At 68.7% G+C, this 16,871-nt stretch carries 13 protein-coding genes; 2 read left to right on the top strand and 11 right to left on the bottom strand.

Translation table 11 applies throughout. The features are described 5' to 3' along the window. The coding region (locus J7024_RS32900) for an MlaA family lipoprotein (protein ID WP_234745839.1) at positions 1 to 972 on the bottom strand (972 nt) is incomplete at its 3' end. After that, on the bottom strand, positions 965 to 3,598 hold the full coding sequence (locus tag J7024_RS32895; protein WP_175750595.1) for an MMPL family transporter: 2,634 nt from the start codon (positions 3,596 to 3,598) through the stop codon (positions 965 to 967). The genes J7024_RS32895 and J7024_RS32900, both read right to left, overlap by 8 nt. Before the next feature lie 327 nt (positions 3,599 to 3,925). Between J7024_RS32895 and J7024_RS32890 the strand changes: the two genes are divergently transcribed. Further along, positions 3,926 to 4,522: an MlaC/ttg2D family ABC transporter substrate-binding protein gene (locus tag J7024_RS32890; protein WP_124826778.1), complete on the top strand. Its 597-nt coding sequence runs from the start codon at positions 3,926 to 3,928 to the stop codon at positions 4,520 to 4,522. A 92-nt stretch (positions 4,523 to 4,614) separates the two neighbouring features. On the opposite strand, the gene J7024_RS32885 is transcribed toward J7024_RS32890, so the two are convergent. Next, complete coding sequence (locus tag J7024_RS32885) at positions 4,615 to 5,250, bottom strand: TetR/AcrR family transcriptional regulator (protein ID WP_175795811.1); 636 nt, start codon at positions 5,248 to 5,250, stop codon at positions 4,615 to 4,617. A gap of 144 nt (positions 5,251 to 5,394) precedes the next feature. Between J7024_RS32885 and J7024_RS32880 the strand changes: the two genes are divergently transcribed. Continuing rightward, positions 5,395 to 6,918, top strand: a complete 1,524-nt coding sequence (locus J7024_RS32880; protein ID WP_124826776.1) for an MFS transporter — start codon at positions 5,395 to 5,397, stop codon at positions 6,916 to 6,918. Positions 6,919 to 6,933: 15 nt separating this feature from the next. On the opposite strand, the gene J7024_RS32875 is transcribed toward J7024_RS32880, so the two are convergent. The 8 genes from J7024_RS32875 to J7024_RS32840 all read right to left on the bottom strand — a co-directional run. Next, positions 6,934 to 7,578, bottom strand: coding sequence for a response regulator (locus J7024_RS32875; RefSeq protein ID WP_124826775.1), 645 nt, complete (start codon positions 7,576 to 7,578; stop codon positions 6,934 to 6,936). Positions 7,579 to 7,609: 31 nt separating this feature from the next. Then, on the bottom strand, positions 7,610 to 8,989 hold the full coding sequence (locus J7024_RS32870; RefSeq protein ID WP_175750597.1) for a cache domain-containing protein: 1,380 nt from the start codon (positions 8,987 to 8,989) through the stop codon (positions 7,610 to 7,612). Positions 8,990 to 9,118: 129 nt separating this feature from the next. Next, the gene (locus J7024_RS32865) at positions 9,119 to 10,681 is read right to left on the bottom strand and encodes a sensor domain-containing diguanylate cyclase (RefSeq protein WP_124826773.1); all 1,563 of its coding nucleotides are present in this window, start codon (positions 10,679 to 10,681) and stop codon (positions 9,119 to 9,121) included. A gap of 549 nt (positions 10,682 to 11,230) precedes the next feature. Then, complete coding sequence (locus J7024_RS32860) at positions 11,231 to 13,405, bottom strand: malate synthase G (RefSeq protein ID WP_175750598.1); 2,175 nt, start codon at positions 13,403 to 13,405, stop codon at positions 11,231 to 11,233. A gap of 42 nt (positions 13,406 to 13,447) precedes the next feature. Continuing rightward, entirely contained in the window at positions 13,448 to 13,852 is a 405-nt protein-coding gene (locus tag J7024_RS32855) for a GlcG/HbpS family heme-binding protein (protein WP_098554363.1), read from the bottom strand. Positions 13,853 to 13,874: 22 nt separating this feature from the next. Then, on the bottom strand, positions 13,875 to 15,095 hold the full coding sequence (gene glcF / locus J7024_RS32850) for a glycolate oxidase subunit GlcF (RefSeq protein ID WP_124826771.1): 1,221 nt from the start codon (positions 15,093 to 15,095) through the stop codon (positions 13,875 to 13,877). A gap of 23 nt (positions 15,096 to 15,118) precedes the next feature. Next, the gene (glcE, locus tag J7024_RS32845; protein ID WP_175750599.1) at positions 15,119 to 16,195 is read right to left on the bottom strand and encodes a glycolate oxidase subunit GlcE; all 1,077 of its coding nucleotides are present in this window, start codon (positions 16,193 to 16,195) and stop codon (positions 15,119 to 15,121) included. Continuing rightward, the coding region (locus J7024_RS32840; RefSeq protein WP_327796275.1) for an FAD-linked oxidase C-terminal domain-containing protein at positions 16,195 to 16,871 on the bottom strand (677 nt) is incomplete at its 5' end. The genes glcE and J7024_RS32840, both read right to left, overlap by 1 nt.

Raw genomic sequence — 16,871 nt, 5'->3', positions numbered from 1 at the left:
CGGCAGTGGGGGGGCGGTGGGCGGGCCGTGGGGGGCGGGCGCCGTCGTCGCACCGGCCGGTGCAGCCGAAGACGCCGCGGCAGGTGCGCTCGCGGGCGCCGCGCTGTCCGCACCCGGATCGTCGTACTGCGGCAAGCCCGGCGCGGCTGGCGCATAGTCCGGCGCGGCGCCCGATGCGCCGCCCGGCTCGCCCGGATCCTCGTAGTTCGGCAGCCCCGGCACGGCCGGCGTGGCCGCCGGCGCCGCGCCCGATTCGCCCGGCTCGGTGTAGTTCGGCAGCGCGGCCGCCGACGACTGGCTGTGATACGTCAGCGACTTGCGCTGCTGCAGGTAGGCATCGCGGACGAACGAATACGGATCGAGCGCCGCCTGCTTCAGCAGGTCGGTCGCGCCGAGCAGGTCCGAACGCGCGCTGATGAACTGCGCGATGTACATCGGGTTGCGCGCGGCCGGTTCGATGTAGTTCAGCAGGTTGAAGCGCACGTCCACCGCACGGCCGACGCCGTCGCGGATCGTGCTCGGCCCGAACACGGGCAGCACGAGGTACGGGCCGGACGGCACGCCCCAGCGCGCCATCGTCAGCCCGAAATCCTGGTGGTGCTTCGGCAGCCCGGCCGGCGTAGCGATGTCGATCAGGCCGGCGACGCCGAACAGCGAGTTCATCGCAACGCGCATCAGATCCTGCGTCGCATCGGTAATGCGCAGCTGCAACAGGTTGTTCGCCATGTTGCCGAGATCGCCGAGGTTCGAGAAGAAGTTGCTGATCGCCGTGCGCATCGGCGTCGGGGTGATCTTCTGGTAGCCCTTCGCGATCGGTACGGCGATGTTCGTGTCGACCGTGTCGTTGAACTTGTACATCGCCCGGTTCATCGGCTCGAGCGGGTCGTTGGGGTTGCGGTTCGGGCCCGTCGCGCAGCCGCTCAGCACTGCGCTGGCAGCGATGGTCGCCGCAATGATTCGCACCTTATTCATTGATTCCTTGCGATTGGTTCTTGGCGCGTTTGACGCGCGGCTTGCCCATCAGGACGGGCTGAAACACCACGGCGCCGATCAGGGTGCAGGTCAGCGCGAGCGCGAGCAGCTTGCCCATGCTCGACGTACCCGGATGATGCGACAGCCACAGGCTGCCGAAGGCGGTTGCCGTGGTCGCGGCGCTGAACAGCACCGCGTGCGTGAGGCTCGAGTGCAGCAGGCCCGTCTGGCCCGCGCGCCATGCCATCACGAAGTACACCTTGAACGCGACGCCGACGCCGAGCATCAGCGGCAGCGCGATGATGTTCGCGAAGTTGAGCGACATGCCGAGCACGACGCACATCTCGAGCGTCACGAGGCCCGACACGAGCAGCGGTATCAGCGTGCGCAGCACGTCGCCGAAACGGCGCAGCGTGACCCACAGCAGGATCGTGATCGAAATGATCGACCACAGCGCCGCGTGCAGGAACGCGTTGATGATCGTGTCGGCCGAATGCAGGATCGAGATCGGGCCGCCGATCGCGCCCGGCTCCGCTGCCTTCACCGCCTTTGCGAAGCGGCGCAGCATCGTGTCGTCGTTCGGGTCGACGCCCTTGGGCACCTTCGGCGAAATCTGCACGAGCGCGTGGCCGTCCGGCGCGATCCAGTCGCGCACGAGCTGCGGCGGCAGCGAATCGCGCGTGACGTCCTGCGGTTGCAGCAGCGTCGCGAGCTGGTTCAGCGCGATGCGCAGCGTGTCGGAGAACGCGCGTTCGGCGCGGTCGCGCGTCGCGCTGTCGGCGGCGGCGAGCTTCGCGAGCGAGCCCGACAGGTGTTGCGCGGCGGCGGCGCCCGGGCCCGGATGATCTTCCGCCGCATAGCTCAGCAGGTCCGACACGCGCTTGAGCGCTGCGACACGCTGCGCGTCCGTTGCAGGCGGCGCGGCGGGTTGCGTCAGTGCGGGCAGCAGGTCGCTCGCGGCCGCGGCGATCGCGGCGCGCTTGGCCGGCTGGTCCGGCGGGATGAAGGTCGACAGCGTCGTCGTGCGGCCGACTTCCGGCAGCGCATCGAGACGCTTCGCGGCCGCGTCGGCATCGGCGAGCGACGGCGCGAGCAGCGTGACGTCGTTGACGGCTGCTTCGGGCGAATCCTTCAGCGCGAGCAGCGTCGCCATCGATTCGCTGTGCGGATCTTTCAGGTGCAGCGGGTTGAAGTCGAAATGCAGGAAGGCGAGCAGCGGCAGCGCGCCGATCACGACCGCGAGCGTGCCGATCAGGATCGGCTTGCGATGGCGATCGAGGAAATCGTCGACGGGCGCGAGCCACGGAAAGCCCGGCGTCTTCGATTCGCCCGGCGGCGCGAACAGGCGCAGCAGCGCGGGCAGCAGCGTGAGCGTGGTCAGCAGGGCGACGAACATCCCGACGCCCGCGATCAGCCCGAGCTCCGACACGCCGCGATAGGCCGTGGGGATGAACGAGAAGAAGCTCGCCGCGACCGCCGCGGTGGCGAGTGCGAGCGGCATGCCCATCGAGTGCGCGGCGCCGATCAGCGCGTGGTCGATGCGCGGATCGCGGAAGCGTTCCTCGCGGTATTTCACGCCGTACTGGATCGAGAAGTCGACGCCGAGGCCGACGAACAGCACCATGAACGCGACCGAGATCATGTTCAGCGAGCCGACCATCGCGAGGCCGAGCGCGGCGGTCACGACGAGGCCGACGAACAGCGTGACGAGCACCGAGCCGATCATCCGCTTCGAGCGCAGCGCGAGCCACAGGATGCCGAGCACGACGAGCAGCGTGAGCGCGCCATTGAGCGCGGCGCCGTCTTCCACCGACGCGAATTCGTCGTCGGCGAGCGGCTGTTCGCCGGTCAGGCGCACGACCGCGCCGTAGCGTTGCTCGAGGCCGAGCGATGTTGCGGTGTCGCGGATCACCTGGGTCGTTTCGGCGCCGGCCTTCAGCGCGCCGTAGTTGACCACTGGCTGCACGGTGACGAATGCGCGCGCCGGTTGCCGCGCGGCATCGCTGTCGACCAGCGCGCGCCACGAGAACGCGGCCGGCTTGCCGGCCAGCACGTCATCGACCGTGGCCGCGCTGCGCGCGAGCAGCCTGGCCATCGCCGGCAGCTTCACCTGGCCGGTCAGCAGCGGCTGGCCGAGCGTGGTGGACAGCGTGGTCGCCAGGCCGGTCAGGCTCGGGTTCTTCGCGAGTTCGTTGACGAGCGGACGCGCGCTCGCGAGCTGCGACGTCGTATCCGAGACGTCCTGCTGCGACAGGAACAGCAGCCCGTTGTGCTCGAAGAACGGGCCGCCGCCCGGTTCGGCGACCTGACCGATGCGGCCGGCATCGGCCTGCTTCTGCAGTGCGTCGGTGAGTGCGTGCGCGGCGGCCGTCGCGAACTCGGGCGCGGGCGCCTCGACTACCGCGAGGATCGTGCCGTTGCGTTGCGGGAACGCCTTGTCGACGGCCTGGCCGAGCGCGGCCCATTGCGGCTCGGCATCGACGAGCTTGCTGATGTCGGTATTGATCTTGAAGTGCTGCGCGACATAGACGCCGCTGAAGGCGGCGATGATGAACGACAGCACGACGACCCAGACGGGCCGACGTACCGACCATGCAACGAGTCGGACGATGAGAGAGGTCACCATGTGGCGGTGCGGTGGGGCTGGGAAGGACAAAGGAACGAGTATACCGGCGCAACGTGACGTCGGTCGCGACGTTGGAGCGTGATGGGGCGGGAAGGATATTTGCTCCGCGGCGCAGGAATCGGTGCGGACGGGCCGGCGATTCATATGGGGATATTTACATAATCGGCCGGGATCGCGTTGCGGCGGGCCCTGTGACAAAAGGGGCTCAAAGGTAACAGTCGGTCACTGCACGGCAGGCCGGCGGCGGGGCCGCTATACTTCGACCCACCGGCCGATGCAATCGCTGCAATCCGCCGGCCGTTTTTTCTCATCGAGTGCGATATCCGTATGAAACGTCATCTGTTTGCTTTTGTCGCGGCGGCCGCTGTGTCGGTTTCCGCTCTCGCGCAGAGCGCGCCGGTCGACGTCGTCCGCAATGCGGTCGAAGGCACCGTCAACGCGATGAAGGCCGATCCGTCCGCGCGCGGCGGCGACATGGCGAAGGTCACGCAAGTCGTCGAGCAGCGCTTCCTGCCGGCGACCAATTTCGAGCGCACGACCCGCATCGCGGTGGGCGACGCATGGAAACAGGCGACGCCGCAACAGCAGCAGGAGCTGTACAAGCAGTTCAAGCTGCTGATGACGCGCACCTATGCCGCGTCGCTCGCGCAGCTCGGCAGCCAGGACGCGAAGTTCTCCTTCAAGGCAGGCGGCGCATCGGGCGCCGATGCGCTGGTGCAGTCGACGGTGGCGACGCCGGGCGACAGCCAGTCGGTCGGCTACCGGCTCGGCAAGGTCGGCAACGACTGGAAGATCTACGACATCGACATGTCGGGTGCGTGGCTGATCCAGGTCTACCAGGGCCAGTTCAAGAGCCAGCTCGCGTCGGGCGGCATCGACGGGCTGATCGCGTTTCTGCAGAAGCACAACTCGCGGACGAACTGAGCGCCGTCGAGCGGTCCGTGGTTCATGCACGAAGGGCGCCCCGGGGCGCCCTTTTTCGTTGCGGGCTCGCGGCCCGTCGGCCGTGCCGCGCGCTATGCGTCGATGCCGAGCATTCGCAGGCAGTCCGCGACGACGGCTTCGACGAACGTTGCGCGATTGGTGTCCGGCGCCGCGATGATGTGATCGGTCGCACCGTGCACGCCCGCGTAGATCAGCAGCGCGGTGACCGTCGGATGCGCGAGCCGCCATGCGCCGGCCTGTGCGCCGCCTTCGAGAATCGCGCGCAACTGTTCGACGATCGCGTTCCGGTCGGCATTCGTGCGATCGTGATGGTGATGGTTCGCGTAGACGATGTCGTGGATGCGGTAGGTCGCCGCGTACGTCTCGATATTGGTGCGGATCCACGCGCGCAGACGACCGAGCCAGTCGCCTTCCGCGCACGCGTCCACCGCTTGCCGCAGCCGCTCGAGGAACGATGCCGTATAGCGCTGCGCGAGCGCGGCCAGCATGTCGGACTTCGATTCGAAGTAGTGATAGAACGTCCCTTTCGCGACCTGCGCATGCTCGACGATCTCGCTGATGGTCGTCGCGTCGACGCCTTGCGCGAGGAACAGCGTTTCGGCCGCGGCCATCAACTCCTCGAGGCGGACTTCCGCCGGCTTCGTGCGCGGCGTCTTGCCCGCCGGGGCATCGTCTTTTGTCGTCGTGGTGCTGGTCCTGTCCGTCATCGCGTGGCTCAACGCCCGTTCATGCAAAGCCCGCAGTTTAGGGCAGCGACTCGGGCGCAGCCAATTCAATCCATTGACCGACGGTCAGTCGGAATATAAGATGAGAACCATTCTCATCATTGTGCCCATTGCGGGCAGACCGCCATGCCTCGCTCTCGCCGCGCCGCCCTTGTCCTGGCTGCTTGCCTGGGGACGTTTCTTGCCACGCTCGACGTCAGCATCGTCAACGTTGCGCTGCCGACGCTGCAGACCGCGCTCGACACCGACATCGGCGGCCTCCAGTGGGTCGTGAACGCGTATGCGCTGGCGCTATCGGCGTTCATGCTGTCCGCGGGGCCGCTCGGCGACCGCTACGGGCACAAGCGCGTGTGGCTCGGCAGCGTGGTCCTGTTCACGGCGGGGTCGGTGGTTTGTGCGTGTGCGAGCCGGCTCGAACCGCTGCTCGTCGGGCGGGCGATCCAGGGGATCGCGGGTGCGCTGCTGATTCCCGGCGCGATGCCTATCCTCACGCGTGCATTTCCGGACGCACGCGAGCGGGCTCGCGTGATCGGCGGTTGGTCCGCGTTCAGCGCGCTCGCGCTGATTCTCGGGCCGCTGCTGGGCGGCCTGCTGGTCGAGCACGGCGGCTGGCAGAACATCTTCCTCGTCAACGTGCCGATCGGCATCGGCGCGGTGCTGCTCGGCGCGTGGGGCATCCCGGAGCGCAGGCATCCCGAGCATGCGGCATTCGATCCGCTCGGACAGGCGCTGAGCGTGATCTGGCTCGGCCTGCTGACCTACGGGCTGATCGGCATCGGCGAGGCCGGCGTGTCGCACACGAAGGTGCTCGCGCCGCTCGCGGGCGCGGCGCTGGCGCTCGTCGCGTTCGTTCGCATCGAAATGCGTGTTGCGCGGCCGCTGTTGCCCATGTGGCTGTTTCGCGACCGGCGGCTGGTGCGGGCCAATCTCGCATCGTTCGTGCTCGGCTTTTCCGGGTACAGCAGCCTGTTTTTTCTGTCGCTGTTCCTGCAGCAGGCGCAGGGGCGCGGGCCGGCCGAAGCCGGCTGGCAACTGATGCCGCAGTTCGTGATGACGGCGATCACGTCGATGCTGTTCGGGCGTATCGCGGCGCGCGTGCCGCTGCATCGGCTGATGGCAGCCGGATATGGGTTGACCGGAATCGTGCTCGTGGCGATGGCCGGGTTGGGTACGGGCACGCCTTACGTGCCGGTCGGCTTCGCGCTGGCGCTGCTGGGCATCGGCATGGGGCTCGCGGTGCCGGCAACGGGGATGACCGTGATGGATCTTGCACCGGCCGAACGCGCGGGCATGGCTTCGGCGACGATGAACGCGCTGCGGCAGACCGGGATGAGCATGGGGATTGCGGTGCTCGGCAGCCTGATGAGCGTCGGCGCGGTGCACAGGATGACGGCGGCGATGCAGGCGGCCGGTCATGCCGAAGCCGGTACGCTGGCGCGGCAGGCGGTGACGGAGCATGTGTTTGCGGCGGGGCGGACGGAAATGCTTGGCGCATATCGGGACGCGATGTCGCACGGGTTCTCGGTCGCAACCGGATGTTCCGGGGTCCTCAGCATTGCGATTGCGGTGATGCTGGTGCTGCGGCGTGAAAAACGGAAGCGGCCGGCGCACGGGCAGGCATCGCGCGTGGCGGCTTCGCGGCCGGAATGATGCTGCCGTACCGCCCTACCGCCGCCGATGCTCGACCGCGAACTTGATCAGTTCCGCCTGCCCTTCGATCTCGAGCTTGCGCTTCAGGTTGAGCCGGTGCGTCTCGACCGTGCGCACCGACAGCCCCGTTTGCTGCGCGATCTGCTTGCTCGACAAGCCCTCGGCCAGCGCGTCGAGGATGTCGCGTTCACGCGGCGTCAGCCGGTCGAGCGGTGACGCGGCCGCGCTCGCCTGGATCATCCGCGCGGCGAGCCCTTCGCTGAAGAACGTCTGCCCGGCCAGCACCGCGCCGATCGCGCGCACGATCTCGCCCGCGGGCGAATCCTTCAGCAGGTAACCGCTCGCGCCGGCGCGCACGGCCTGCGTCACGTATTCGATGTTGTCGTGCATCGACAGCATCAGCACGCGAATTCCGGGAAAGCGCTCGTGAAACACGCCGGCGAGCGTGATGCCGTTCATGCCGTTCATCCCGACGTCCATCAGCGTGAGATCGGGTTCGAGCGACGCGGCGAGCGCGAGCGCTTCGTCGGCGTTGCCGGCCTCGCCGACCACGGACAGATCGGCCGCTTCGAGTCGCATCCGCAAGCCGTCGCGCACCAGCGGGTGGTCGTCGACGAGCAGCAGGCGGGCGGCGGGCCGGGCGGTGTCGGGGGCGCTCATGGGCAAAGGTCTCCGGTGATGGGGCGCGTCGTCAGGCGGCGCGCAGCGGCACGCGCGCGGCCACGACGGTGTGGCCGACCTGCGACGTGATCGTCAGCATGCCGCCGAGCGCATCGAGGCGCTCGCGCATGTTGCGCAGGCCGATGCCGCGGCGCGCATCGGTCTGCGACCGTTCGGCGTCGAAGCCGCAGCCGTTGTCGGCGATGGTCAGCGTGACGGACTGCGCGCCGACGTCGAGCGTGACGGCCGCGCGCGACGCCTGCGCATGATGCACGATATTGCTGAGCGCTTCCTGCGCGATCCGGAACAGCGCCGTGTTGACGGCGGCAGGCAACGGCCGCGCGCCGCTGTGCGCAACCTGCGTATAGCCGATATCGATGCCGCTTTCGGCGCCGAGCTCGCGCACGAGCTGTTCGAGCGCGGCGGCGAGACCGAGATCGTCGAGCATCGCCGGACGCAGCGCATGCGAGATGCGCCGCACTTCGCGCAGCGTGTCGCCGAGCCGCCCGACGCCCGACGCGAGCGCCTGCTCGGCTTCGGGCATGCGCGTCGCGCCGCGCTCGAAGCGCGCGAGCGCGGACTCGAGCATCAGCTTAGCGGACACCATCATCTGGCTGATCCCGTCATGCAGCTCGCGCGAGAGCCGCTCGCGCTCCTGCTCCTGCGACTCGACGACGCGCTGCGCGAGCTGCTTGAGCTTCGCATCGGCGCTGCGCGACTCGCTGACGTTGAGCACCAGCGCGCACACCGCGATCGCCGCGGCGCCGGTCAGCGCGATCGCGGTGAGCCAGCTCATCGTGCGCTCGATGTTCGCGGACGCGCGCGCGTCGATGCGCTGCAGCGCGGTGTCGACGTCGTCGAGATAGATGCCGGTGCCGATCATCCAGCCCCAGCGTTCGAGCGCGACGACATAGCCGAGCTTCGGCGCGGCCCTGCCCGTGGACGGCCGCTGCCACGTGTAGCGTACGAAGCCGCCGCCGTGCGAGGCGGCGCCGATCAGTTGCTGGATCGTCAGCGCGCCGTGCGGATCGCGCATCGACCAGAAGTTGTGACCGACGCGCTCGGGCTCGCGCGGATGCATCAGCGAATTGCCGTGCAGGTCGTACACGAAGAAATAGCCGTCGGGGCCGAAATCCATCTTCTGCAGCATCGCGAGCGCCTGCGTGCGCAGCATCCCGTCGTCGCGCGCGTTGCGGCCGCTCGCGGCGTAGAGCGGCATGATCGCGCTGGTCGCGAGTTCGACGTAGTGCTTGAGCTCGACTTCCTTGCTCGACAGGTACGCGGCCTGAATCGTCGCGTGCTGCGTGCGCGCGAGCGACGTCGCCTGCTGGCGCACGCCGAAACCGATGCCGGCGATCGCGAGCAGGAACGGCACGATGGCCAGAAGGAAGATCTTTGCCTTGAGTCTCATGGGTGGTGTGGCGGGCGCGATCCGGCGGGCGGGCGCCGCGCGAACGGCGCGGCGAGCCGACATTGTCGGCGATTTCGCGGGCGGACGGCTGCGGCCCGTGGCAGATCGATCCGCGCTCAGGCCCGGCGCTCAGGCCCGGCGCGACTCGGGTTCGGCGCTCGCGGCGTTCTGCACGACGATCCGATTGCGTCCGCGCTCCTTCGCGCGGTACAGCGCGTCGTCGGCGAGCTTCAGCGCGGCCTGGATGCTGTCGTCGCGTTCCGGATAGCAGGTCGTCACCCCGATGCTCGCGGTCAGGCGGCCGGACGTATCCGCATCGTGCCGGATGCCGAGATCGAGAATGCCCGTGCGGATCGTCTCGGCGATCGACACGGCGCCGTTCGTGTCGACGTCGGGCAGCACCACGACGAACTCCTCGCCGCCGTAGCGGGCCGCATAGTCGGCCGGCCGGCGCAGGCATCCGGCGATGCAGCGGCCGACCGCCGACAGCGCGTCGTCGCCGGCCTGGTGGCCCTGCGTATCGTTGTAGCGCTTGAAGTGATCGACGTCGACGAACAGCAGCGACAGCGCGTGCTGCGAGCGCGCGGCGCGGCGCCATTCGCGCGCGAGCGTGACATCGAGCATCCGGCGGTTGTCGAGCCCGGTCAGGCCGTCGGTGCGCGCGAGCGCCTGCAGCTCGGTTTCCGCGCGGTGACGCTTGCGCAACTGCACGTCGAGCAGCAGCGACAGGCCGACGAAGCCGAGCGCGAGCACGGCCATCGCGGAGCCGATCGGGATGGCGCGGTCGTACCATGCGGCGAAGATGTCGGCTTCCGAGCGCGCGACCATGATGATCAGCGGCAGGTGATCGAGGTGCCGGAACACGTACATGCGCTGCACGCCGTCGATCGATGCGGTGTCGAGGAAACTGCCCTCGCTGGCGGTCATGAAATGCCGGAACGTGCTGGCGCGCTTGATGTCGCGGCCGACGATCGTCGGATCGTACGGCTGGCGCGCCAGCATCAGGCCGTCCGTATTGATCAGCGCGACGGAGCCGCGATCGCCGAGCGTCAGGCGCGAGAACAGGTTCTGGAAATATTCGAGCCGGATCGACATGACGGCGACGCCGCCGAACGACCCGTCGGGCCGCGTGATCCGGCGGCTGAGCGCGATGCTCGGCGAGCCGCCGCGCAGCCGCGAATGATACGGATCGCTGACGTACAGGCCGACGTCCGGGTGGTCGCGATGCACGGCGAAGTACGGCTCGTTGGCGAAGTTGGCCTTGCGCGGCACGTTGCTCTTGCCGTCGACCGAGATGTCGCCCTGCGCATTCAGCACATAGATGCCGCCGAGATATTTGGCCGTCGTCGCTCGGTCGAACAGAACCTGGCGGCGCATCGCCATCGGCAGGCGCACGACCTCGGGGTCGTTCTCGCCTTCGACGACCGCGTCCAGCGACAGCGAATAGAGCTCGATGTTGCGCTCGATGTCCCAGGACGCCATCAGCGCGATGTTCTGCTGCGTGGTGCGCGCGCGGTCGAGTGCGTCGATGCGGCCCTCGTACAGCACGATACCGCACAGCAGCAGGAGCAGCAGCGCGATCAGCAATCCGGAATAGAAGATCAGGTGCGGCAGCAGGAGCCGGCGTAGCCGAGCGGCGGTACGGCCCGACAGGCCGGATTCGCCGGGCATTGCGTAGTCGGTTTCTGCCATGGTCCGTGGATCGAGGGGCATCGTCGCCGGGCGGCGGGCCAATGCGATTGTTCGTATGATTCGCTGGCGGCGATCCTGTACGCGGCGCTTCGTGCGGATTTCGTCCGACCGACCGGGAAAGCGCGCGCGGATTATCGGTAATTGCGGGCTGGATAAACCATTCAATCACCTATTCATCGGCTGCATCTGCCGCGATTCGACGATACGACGAAACCGGGCGGCGCGAATTGGTCCGAGTATAGCGCGCGTATTCGCGCGCGCGGAAAATGTTGCGACTCGTTGATCCGGATCAAATTATCACGCGGTCCGATACTTGCGGATAACCCGCGAAGCGTTGCAGCGCAAGGGCCGGTGCCATTGCGGGCGTGGTGCGCGCGGCCCGCCGGCCGATTTTCACGTTTTAACCCTGATGAACCCGGACGGCGAAGTCGTGCGATACGTACCGATTATCCGTTTCAGCGATTGCATGAGCCGGATATGAAAAACGGGCGGCCGTGACGGCCGCCCGTTTCGTGAAACCCGCATGCGGGAAATCCCGCATGCACGGGCTTAACCGCCGTGCTGTTGCGCCTTGAACGCGAGCCGGAACCGATGCAGCAGCGGCTCGGTATAGCCGCTCGGCTGCGACGTGCCCTGCAGCGCCAGCGCGCACGCGGCCTTGAACGCGGTCGACTGGTCGTAGCCGGGCGCCATCGGGCGATAGTTCGGATCGCCCGCGTTCTGCTGGTCGACGACGCGCGCCATCCGCTTGAACACGTCGAGCACGAATGCCTCGGTGATCACGCCATGACGCAGCCAGTTCGCGATGTGCTGGCTGGAGATGCGCAGCGTCGCGCGGTCTTCCATCAGGCCGACGTCATGGATGTCGGGTACCTTCGAGCAGCCGACGCCCTGTTCGACCCAGCGCACGACGTAGCCGAGGATGCCCTGCGCGTTGTTCTCGACCTCGCTCAGGATCTCGCTTTCGCTCCATGCGGCGCGCTCGACGACCGGCACGGTCAGCAGCCCTTCGAGCAGCGCGTCGCGCTCGCTCGAGTACGGCGTCTTCTCGAGTTCCTGCTGGACGGCCTGCACGTCGACCAGGTGGTAGTGCAGCGCATGCAGCGTCGCGGCGGTCGGCGACGGCACCCACGCGGTGTTCGCGCCGGCGCGCGGATGCGCGATCTTCTGCTCGAGCATCGCGTGCATCAGGTCCGGCATCGCCCACATGCCCTTGCCGATCTGCGCGCGGCCGCGCAGGCCGGCCGACAGGCCTGCCAGCACGTTGTTGCGCTCGTACGACTGGATCCACGCCGACGACTTCATGTCGCCCTTGCGGATCATCGGGCCCGCTTCCATCGCGGTGTGCATCTCGTCGCCGGTGCGGTCGAGGAAGCCGGTGTTGATGAACGCGACACGCGCGGCGGCCGCGGCGATACACGCGGCGAGGTTCACGCTGGTGCGGCGCTCCTCGTCCATGATGCCCATCTTCAGCGTGTTGCGCGGCAGGCCGTAGAGATCCTCGATGCGCGCGAACAGCGTGTCGGCGAACGCGACTTCGGCCGGGCCGTGCATCTTCGGCTTCACGATGTAGATCGAGCCGGTGCGCGAGTTGCGCTTGGCCTTCAGGTCATGTAGCGCGCACAGCGTGGTGACGACGCCGTCGAGGATCCCTTCCGGAATCTCGTTGCCGTCGCGGTCGAGCACCGCGCCGATCGTCATCAGGTGGCCGACGTTGCGCACGAACAGCAGCGAGCGGCCGTGCAGCGACAGTTTGCCGCCGGCCGGCGTCGTGTATTCGCGATCGGCATTCAGGCGGCGCGTGAAGGTCTTGCCGCCCTTCGCGACTTCCTCGACGAGCGTGCCCTGCATCAGCCCGAGCCAGTTGCGGTAGAGCTGGACCTTGTCGTCGGCGTCGACGGCCGCGACGGAATCCTCGCAGTCGATGATCGTGCTGACCGCGGCTTCGAGCACGACGTCCTTCACGTTCGCGAGATCGGCGCGACCGATGGGGGTCGATGCGTCGATCTGGATCTCGAGGTGCAGGCCATTGTGCTTCAGCAGGATCGCGGACGGCGCATCGGCCGCGCCCTGGTAGCCGACGAACTGCGCCGGCTGAGCAAGGTGCGTGACGCCCTTGCCCGTTTCGACGGCGAGCTGGCCGTCCTGCACGCGGTAGCGCAGCGCGTCGCGGTGCGAGCCGCTCGCGAGCGGCGCCGCGTTGTCGAGCACGTTGCGCGCGTAGTCGATCACGCGCTGGCCGCGCGTCGGGTTGTAGGCCGACGTGCGTTCGGCGCCGCCGTCTTCGGGCAGCGCATCGGTGCCGTACAGCGCGTCGTACAGGCTGCCCCAGCGGGCGTTCGCGGCGTTCAGCGCATAGCGCGCGTTCGACAGCGGCACGACGAGTTGCGGGCCGGCTTGCGTGGCGATCTCGCTGTCGACGTTCGCGGTGGCTGCCGCGACGTTCGACGGGGCCGGCACGAGGTAGCCGATCTTTTCGAGGAACGCGCGATACGCGGCATGGTCGCGCACCGGGCCGGGGTGCGCGCGATGCCACGCGTCGAGTTCCTGTTGCAGGCGGTCGCGTTCCGCGAGCAGTTCGCGGTTGCGCGGCGCCAGGTCGTGCACCAGGGCCGAAAAGCCGCTCCAGAACGCGGCTTTGTCGATGCCGGTGCCCGGCAGCACTTCGTTTTCAATGAACTGGCTGAGCGCTGGCGCGACTTGCAGCCCTGCTTGGTCGATCATCGTGATTCCTCCCGGGGAAAAATGCGCGCGTGGCCTGGCTGGTTATCCCGCGACGCTTTGTGTGCCGGCGCGGGCGATCTGCGCGTCCTGCTCGGACTTTACGCCAGACACACCGATCGCGCCCGCAATGCGGCCGTCCACCGTGACCGGCACGCCGCCTTCGAGCAACCCCGTCAGCGGCACGCTCAGAAACGCCGTGCGGCCACCGTTGATCATATCCTCATACGCCTTCGTCTCGCGACGGCCGAGCGCCGCCGCGCGGGCCTTGTCCTGCGCGATGTACGTGCTGGCGGCCGATGCGCCGTCCAGGCGCGCGAACGCGAGCAGGTGGCCGCCGTCGTCGACGATGGCGATCGACACGGCCCAGCCGTGGCGCTCGGCCTCCGCGCGGGCCGCCGCGAGCATGCGTTCGACGTCGGCGAGTTCGAGTTCGGGTTTCGTTTTCATGGAAGTCCTCCGGAATCAGCGGTCAGTTGACGAGTCGGTTGTCGACGAGCTCGATCCAGTGGCGCACGGACGTGCGGCCCGCGCCGTTCAGGTGAGTCTGGCAGCCGATATTGGCCGTGACAATCAGGTCCGGCCGTGCGGCTTCGAGCGCGTCGAGCTTGTTGTCGCGCAGTTTCGTCGCGAGTTCGGGTTGCGTGAGCGAATAGGTGCCGGCCGAGCCGCAGCACAGATGGCCGTCGGCGACATGCGTCAGATCGAAGCCGAGCCGCGTCAGGATGCGCTCCACCGCGCCGCCGAGCCGCTGCGCGTGCTGCAGCGTGCACGGGCAATGCACCGCGACGCGGCGCGGCGCGGCGTCGGCCAGCGCATCGAGCGGTTCTGCCGCGATCACTTCCGCAAGGTCGCGTGCGAGCGCGCTGACGCGCCGCGCCTTGTCCGCATAGACGGGGTCGGCGCGCAGCAAGTCGCCGTATTCCTTCACGAACGCGCCGCAGCCGCTCGCCGTCAGCACGATCGCTTCCGCGCCCGCCTCGATCGCGGGCCACCACGCGTCGATGTTGCGGCGTGCGCGGGCAAGGCCGGCGTCCTGGGCGTTCAGGTGATATTCGGTCGCGCCGCAGCAACCGGCTTCGCGCGCCGGCGTGACGCTGATGCCGAGCCGGTCGAGCACGCGCGCGGCGGCCGCGTTGGTGTTCGGCGACAGCGAAGGCTGCACGCAGCCTTCCAGCATCAGCACGCGCCGCGCATGACGCACCGGCGGGCGTGGCGTGGCGGCGGGAGCGGCGGCCGGGATCTTGTCCTGCAGCGTGCCCGGCAGCAGCGGGCGCAGCGCGCGGCCGGCCTTCAGCAGCGCGGCGAAGGTGGCCGGCCTCGGCACGACGTGGCGCAGGCCCGCGCGCAGCAGGCGCTCGCGCGCAGGGCGGCGTGCGCGCTTTTCCGCTTCCGCGCGGCCGATGTCGAGCAGCGTGTGATAGCGCACGCCGGACGGGCACGTCGTTTCGCAGTTGCGGCAGGTCAGGCAGCGGTCGAGATGCTGCTGCGTGCGTTCGCCGCACGGCTCGCCTTCGAGCATCTGCTTGATCAGGTAGATGCGTCCGCGCGGCCCGTCGAGCTCGTTGCCGAGCACCTGGTAGGTCGGGCAGGTCGCATTGCAGAAGCCGCAGTGCACGCATGCGCGCAGGATCGCTTCCGCTTCGTCGGCCCGGTCGAGGGCCTTGCTTGCTTCGCTGAGATTGGTTTGCATCGGCGGTTCGGAATCGGGTGGCGTCAGACGTCCGCGTACAGGCGGCCGGGATTGAAGATCGCATGCGGGTCGAGCCGGGTCTTCAACTGCCGATGCACGCGCAACAGCGCGGCCGGCAGCGGCTGGAACGGCTCGGGTGTGACGCCCGGCGTGAAGCAGGTCGCGTGGCCGCCCCACTGCGCGGCGAACCGCTGCACCTCGGCCGGCGCGGCATCGCTCTTCAGCCAGCGCTGCGCGCCGCCCCAGTCGACCAGCAGCGCGCCGGGCAGTGCGTCGAGTGGCGCGGCGGCAGGTACCGACACGCGCCACAGCGGGCGCGGATCGTCGAAGAACGGCAGCGACAGCTCGCGCAGCCGCGCCCAGAACCCGTCGTCGCGATCGTCCATCCGCTCGCCGCCGATCGTGTCGCGCGCGGCCTTCACCGAGCCCTCGCCGCCTTCGATCCGCACGCGCAGCACGCCGTCCGCGTGGCAGGCGCCGGCCAGCGGCAGCCCGGTGCGCCGCCATCCGGCGACGCGTTGCACGGCTTCGGCCGCCGTGACCGGTAACGCGAGATCGCCGGTCGAGCGGGGTTTCGGCAGCACCTTCAGCGACACCTCGGTCACGACGCCGAGACAACCGAAACTGCCGGCGAGCAGCCGCGACACGTCGTAGCCCGCGACGTTCTTCATCACCTCGCCGCCGAAGCGCAGGTGCTTTGCGTGGCCGGTGATTACGCGGCAACCGAGCACGAAATCGCGCACCGCGCCCGCCCACGGGCGGCGCGGCCCCGACAGCCCGGCCGCGAACATCCCGCCGACCGTCGCCGCGCCGCCGAACGACGGCGGCTCGCACGGCAGCATCTGGCCGGCCGTGTCGAGCATCGCTTCGAGTTCGGCGAGCGGCGTGCCCGCGCGCGCGGTGATGACGAGTTCGGTCGGGTCGTACGCGACGATGCCGCGGTGCGTGCGCATGTCGAGCGCGCGGCCTTCGACGGCGCGGCCGACGAAGGCCTTCGTGCCGGCGCCGCGAATGTGCAGCGGCTGGCGATCGTGGATGGCGGCGTCGACCTGTGCGACGAGTGCCGCGCTGTCGTCGATCGATTCGATGTCGCGTCGCATCAGAAGCGCTCCAGTTCGGGAAACGGCAGCTTGCCGTGATGGACGTGCATCGCACCGAATTCGGCACAGCGATGCAGCGTCGGGATGTTCTTGCCGGGATTGAGCAGGCCCTGTGGATCGAACGCGGCCTTCACCGCGTGGAAGAACGTGATTTCGTCGGCGTTGAACTGCACGCACATCTGGTTGATCTTCTCGCGCCCGACGCCGTGTTCGCCGGTGATGCTGCCGCCCACCGCGACGCACAGCTCGAGGATCTTGCCGCCGAGCGCTTCCGCGCGGTCGAGCTCGCCGGGACGGTTCGCATCGAACAGGATCAACGGGTGCATGTTGCCGTCGCCCGCGTGGAACACGTTCGCGACCGGCAGTGCGTATTCGGCCGACAGCGCGGCGATGCCTTCGAGCACGCGCGGCAGTTCGCGGCGCGGAATCGTGCCGTCCATGCAGTAGTAGTCGGGCGACATGCGGCCGACCGCCGGGAACGCGTTCTTGCGGCCGGCCCAGAAACGCTGGCGCTCGGCTTCGTCGCGCGCGACGCGGATCTCCGAGGCGCCGGCCTCGCGCAGCAGCGCGGCGACGCGTTCGGCGTCCTCTTCGACATCGCTCGCGCTGCCGTCGAGTTCGCACAGCAGGATCGCCTGCGCATCGACCGGGTAGCCCGCGTGGATGAAATCCTCGG

The sequence above is a fragment of the Burkholderia sp. WTPI3 genome (genome assembly GCF_021483755.1).
Lineage (GTDB): Bacteria > Pseudomonadota > Gammaproteobacteria > Burkholderiales > Burkholderiaceae > Burkholderia.
Note: the sequence above shows the minus strand (reverse complement) of the source record. Positions and strands in the feature narration are given on the sequence as shown.

What these genes read in the sequence shown, in the direction of transcription:
- J7024_RS32865 (WP_124826773.1), bottom strand. Translation starts at nt 10,681, where the DNA reads ATGGCAGAAACCGACTACGCAATGCCCGGCGAATCCGGCCTGTCGGGC.
- J7024_RS32860 (WP_175750598.1), bottom strand. Translation starts at nt 13,405, where the DNA reads ATGATCGACCAAGCAGGGCTGCAAGTCGCGCCAGCGCTCAGCCAGTTC.
- J7024_RS32875 (WP_124826775.1), bottom strand. Translation starts at nt 7,578, where the DNA reads ATGAGCGCCCCCGACACCGCCCGGCCCGCCGCCCGCCTGCTGCTCGTC.
- J7024_RS32880 (WP_124826776.1), top strand. Translation starts at nt 5,395, where the DNA reads ATGCCTCGCTCTCGCCGCGCCGCCCTTGTCCTGGCTGCTTGCCTGGGG.
- J7024_RS32885 (WP_175795811.1), bottom strand. Translation starts at nt 5,250, where the DNA reads ATGACGGACAGGACCAGCACCACGACGACAAAAGACGATGCCCCGGCG.
- J7024_RS32895 (WP_175750595.1), bottom strand. Translation starts at nt 3,598, where the DNA reads ATGGTGACCTCTCTCATCGTCCGACTCGTTGCATGGTCGGTACGTCGG.
- J7024_RS32890 (WP_124826778.1), top strand. Translation starts at nt 3,926, where the DNA reads ATGAAACGTCATCTGTTTGCTTTTGTCGCGGCGGCCGCTGTGTCGGTT.
- J7024_RS32855 (WP_098554363.1), bottom strand. Translation starts at nt 13,852, where the DNA reads ATGAAAACGAAACCCGAACTCGAACTCGCCGACGTCGAACGCATGCTC.
- J7024_RS32870 (WP_175750597.1), bottom strand. Translation starts at nt 8,989, where the DNA reads ATGAGACTCAAGGCAAAGATCTTCCTTCTGGCCATCGTGCCGTTCCTG.
- glcF (WP_124826771.1), bottom strand. Translation starts at nt 15,095, where the DNA reads ATGCAAACCAATCTCAGCGAAGCAAGCAAGGCCCTCGACCGGGCCGAC.
- glcE (WP_175750599.1), bottom strand. Translation starts at nt 16,195, where the DNA reads ATGCGACGCGACATCGAATCGATCGACGACAGCGCGGCACTCGTCGCA.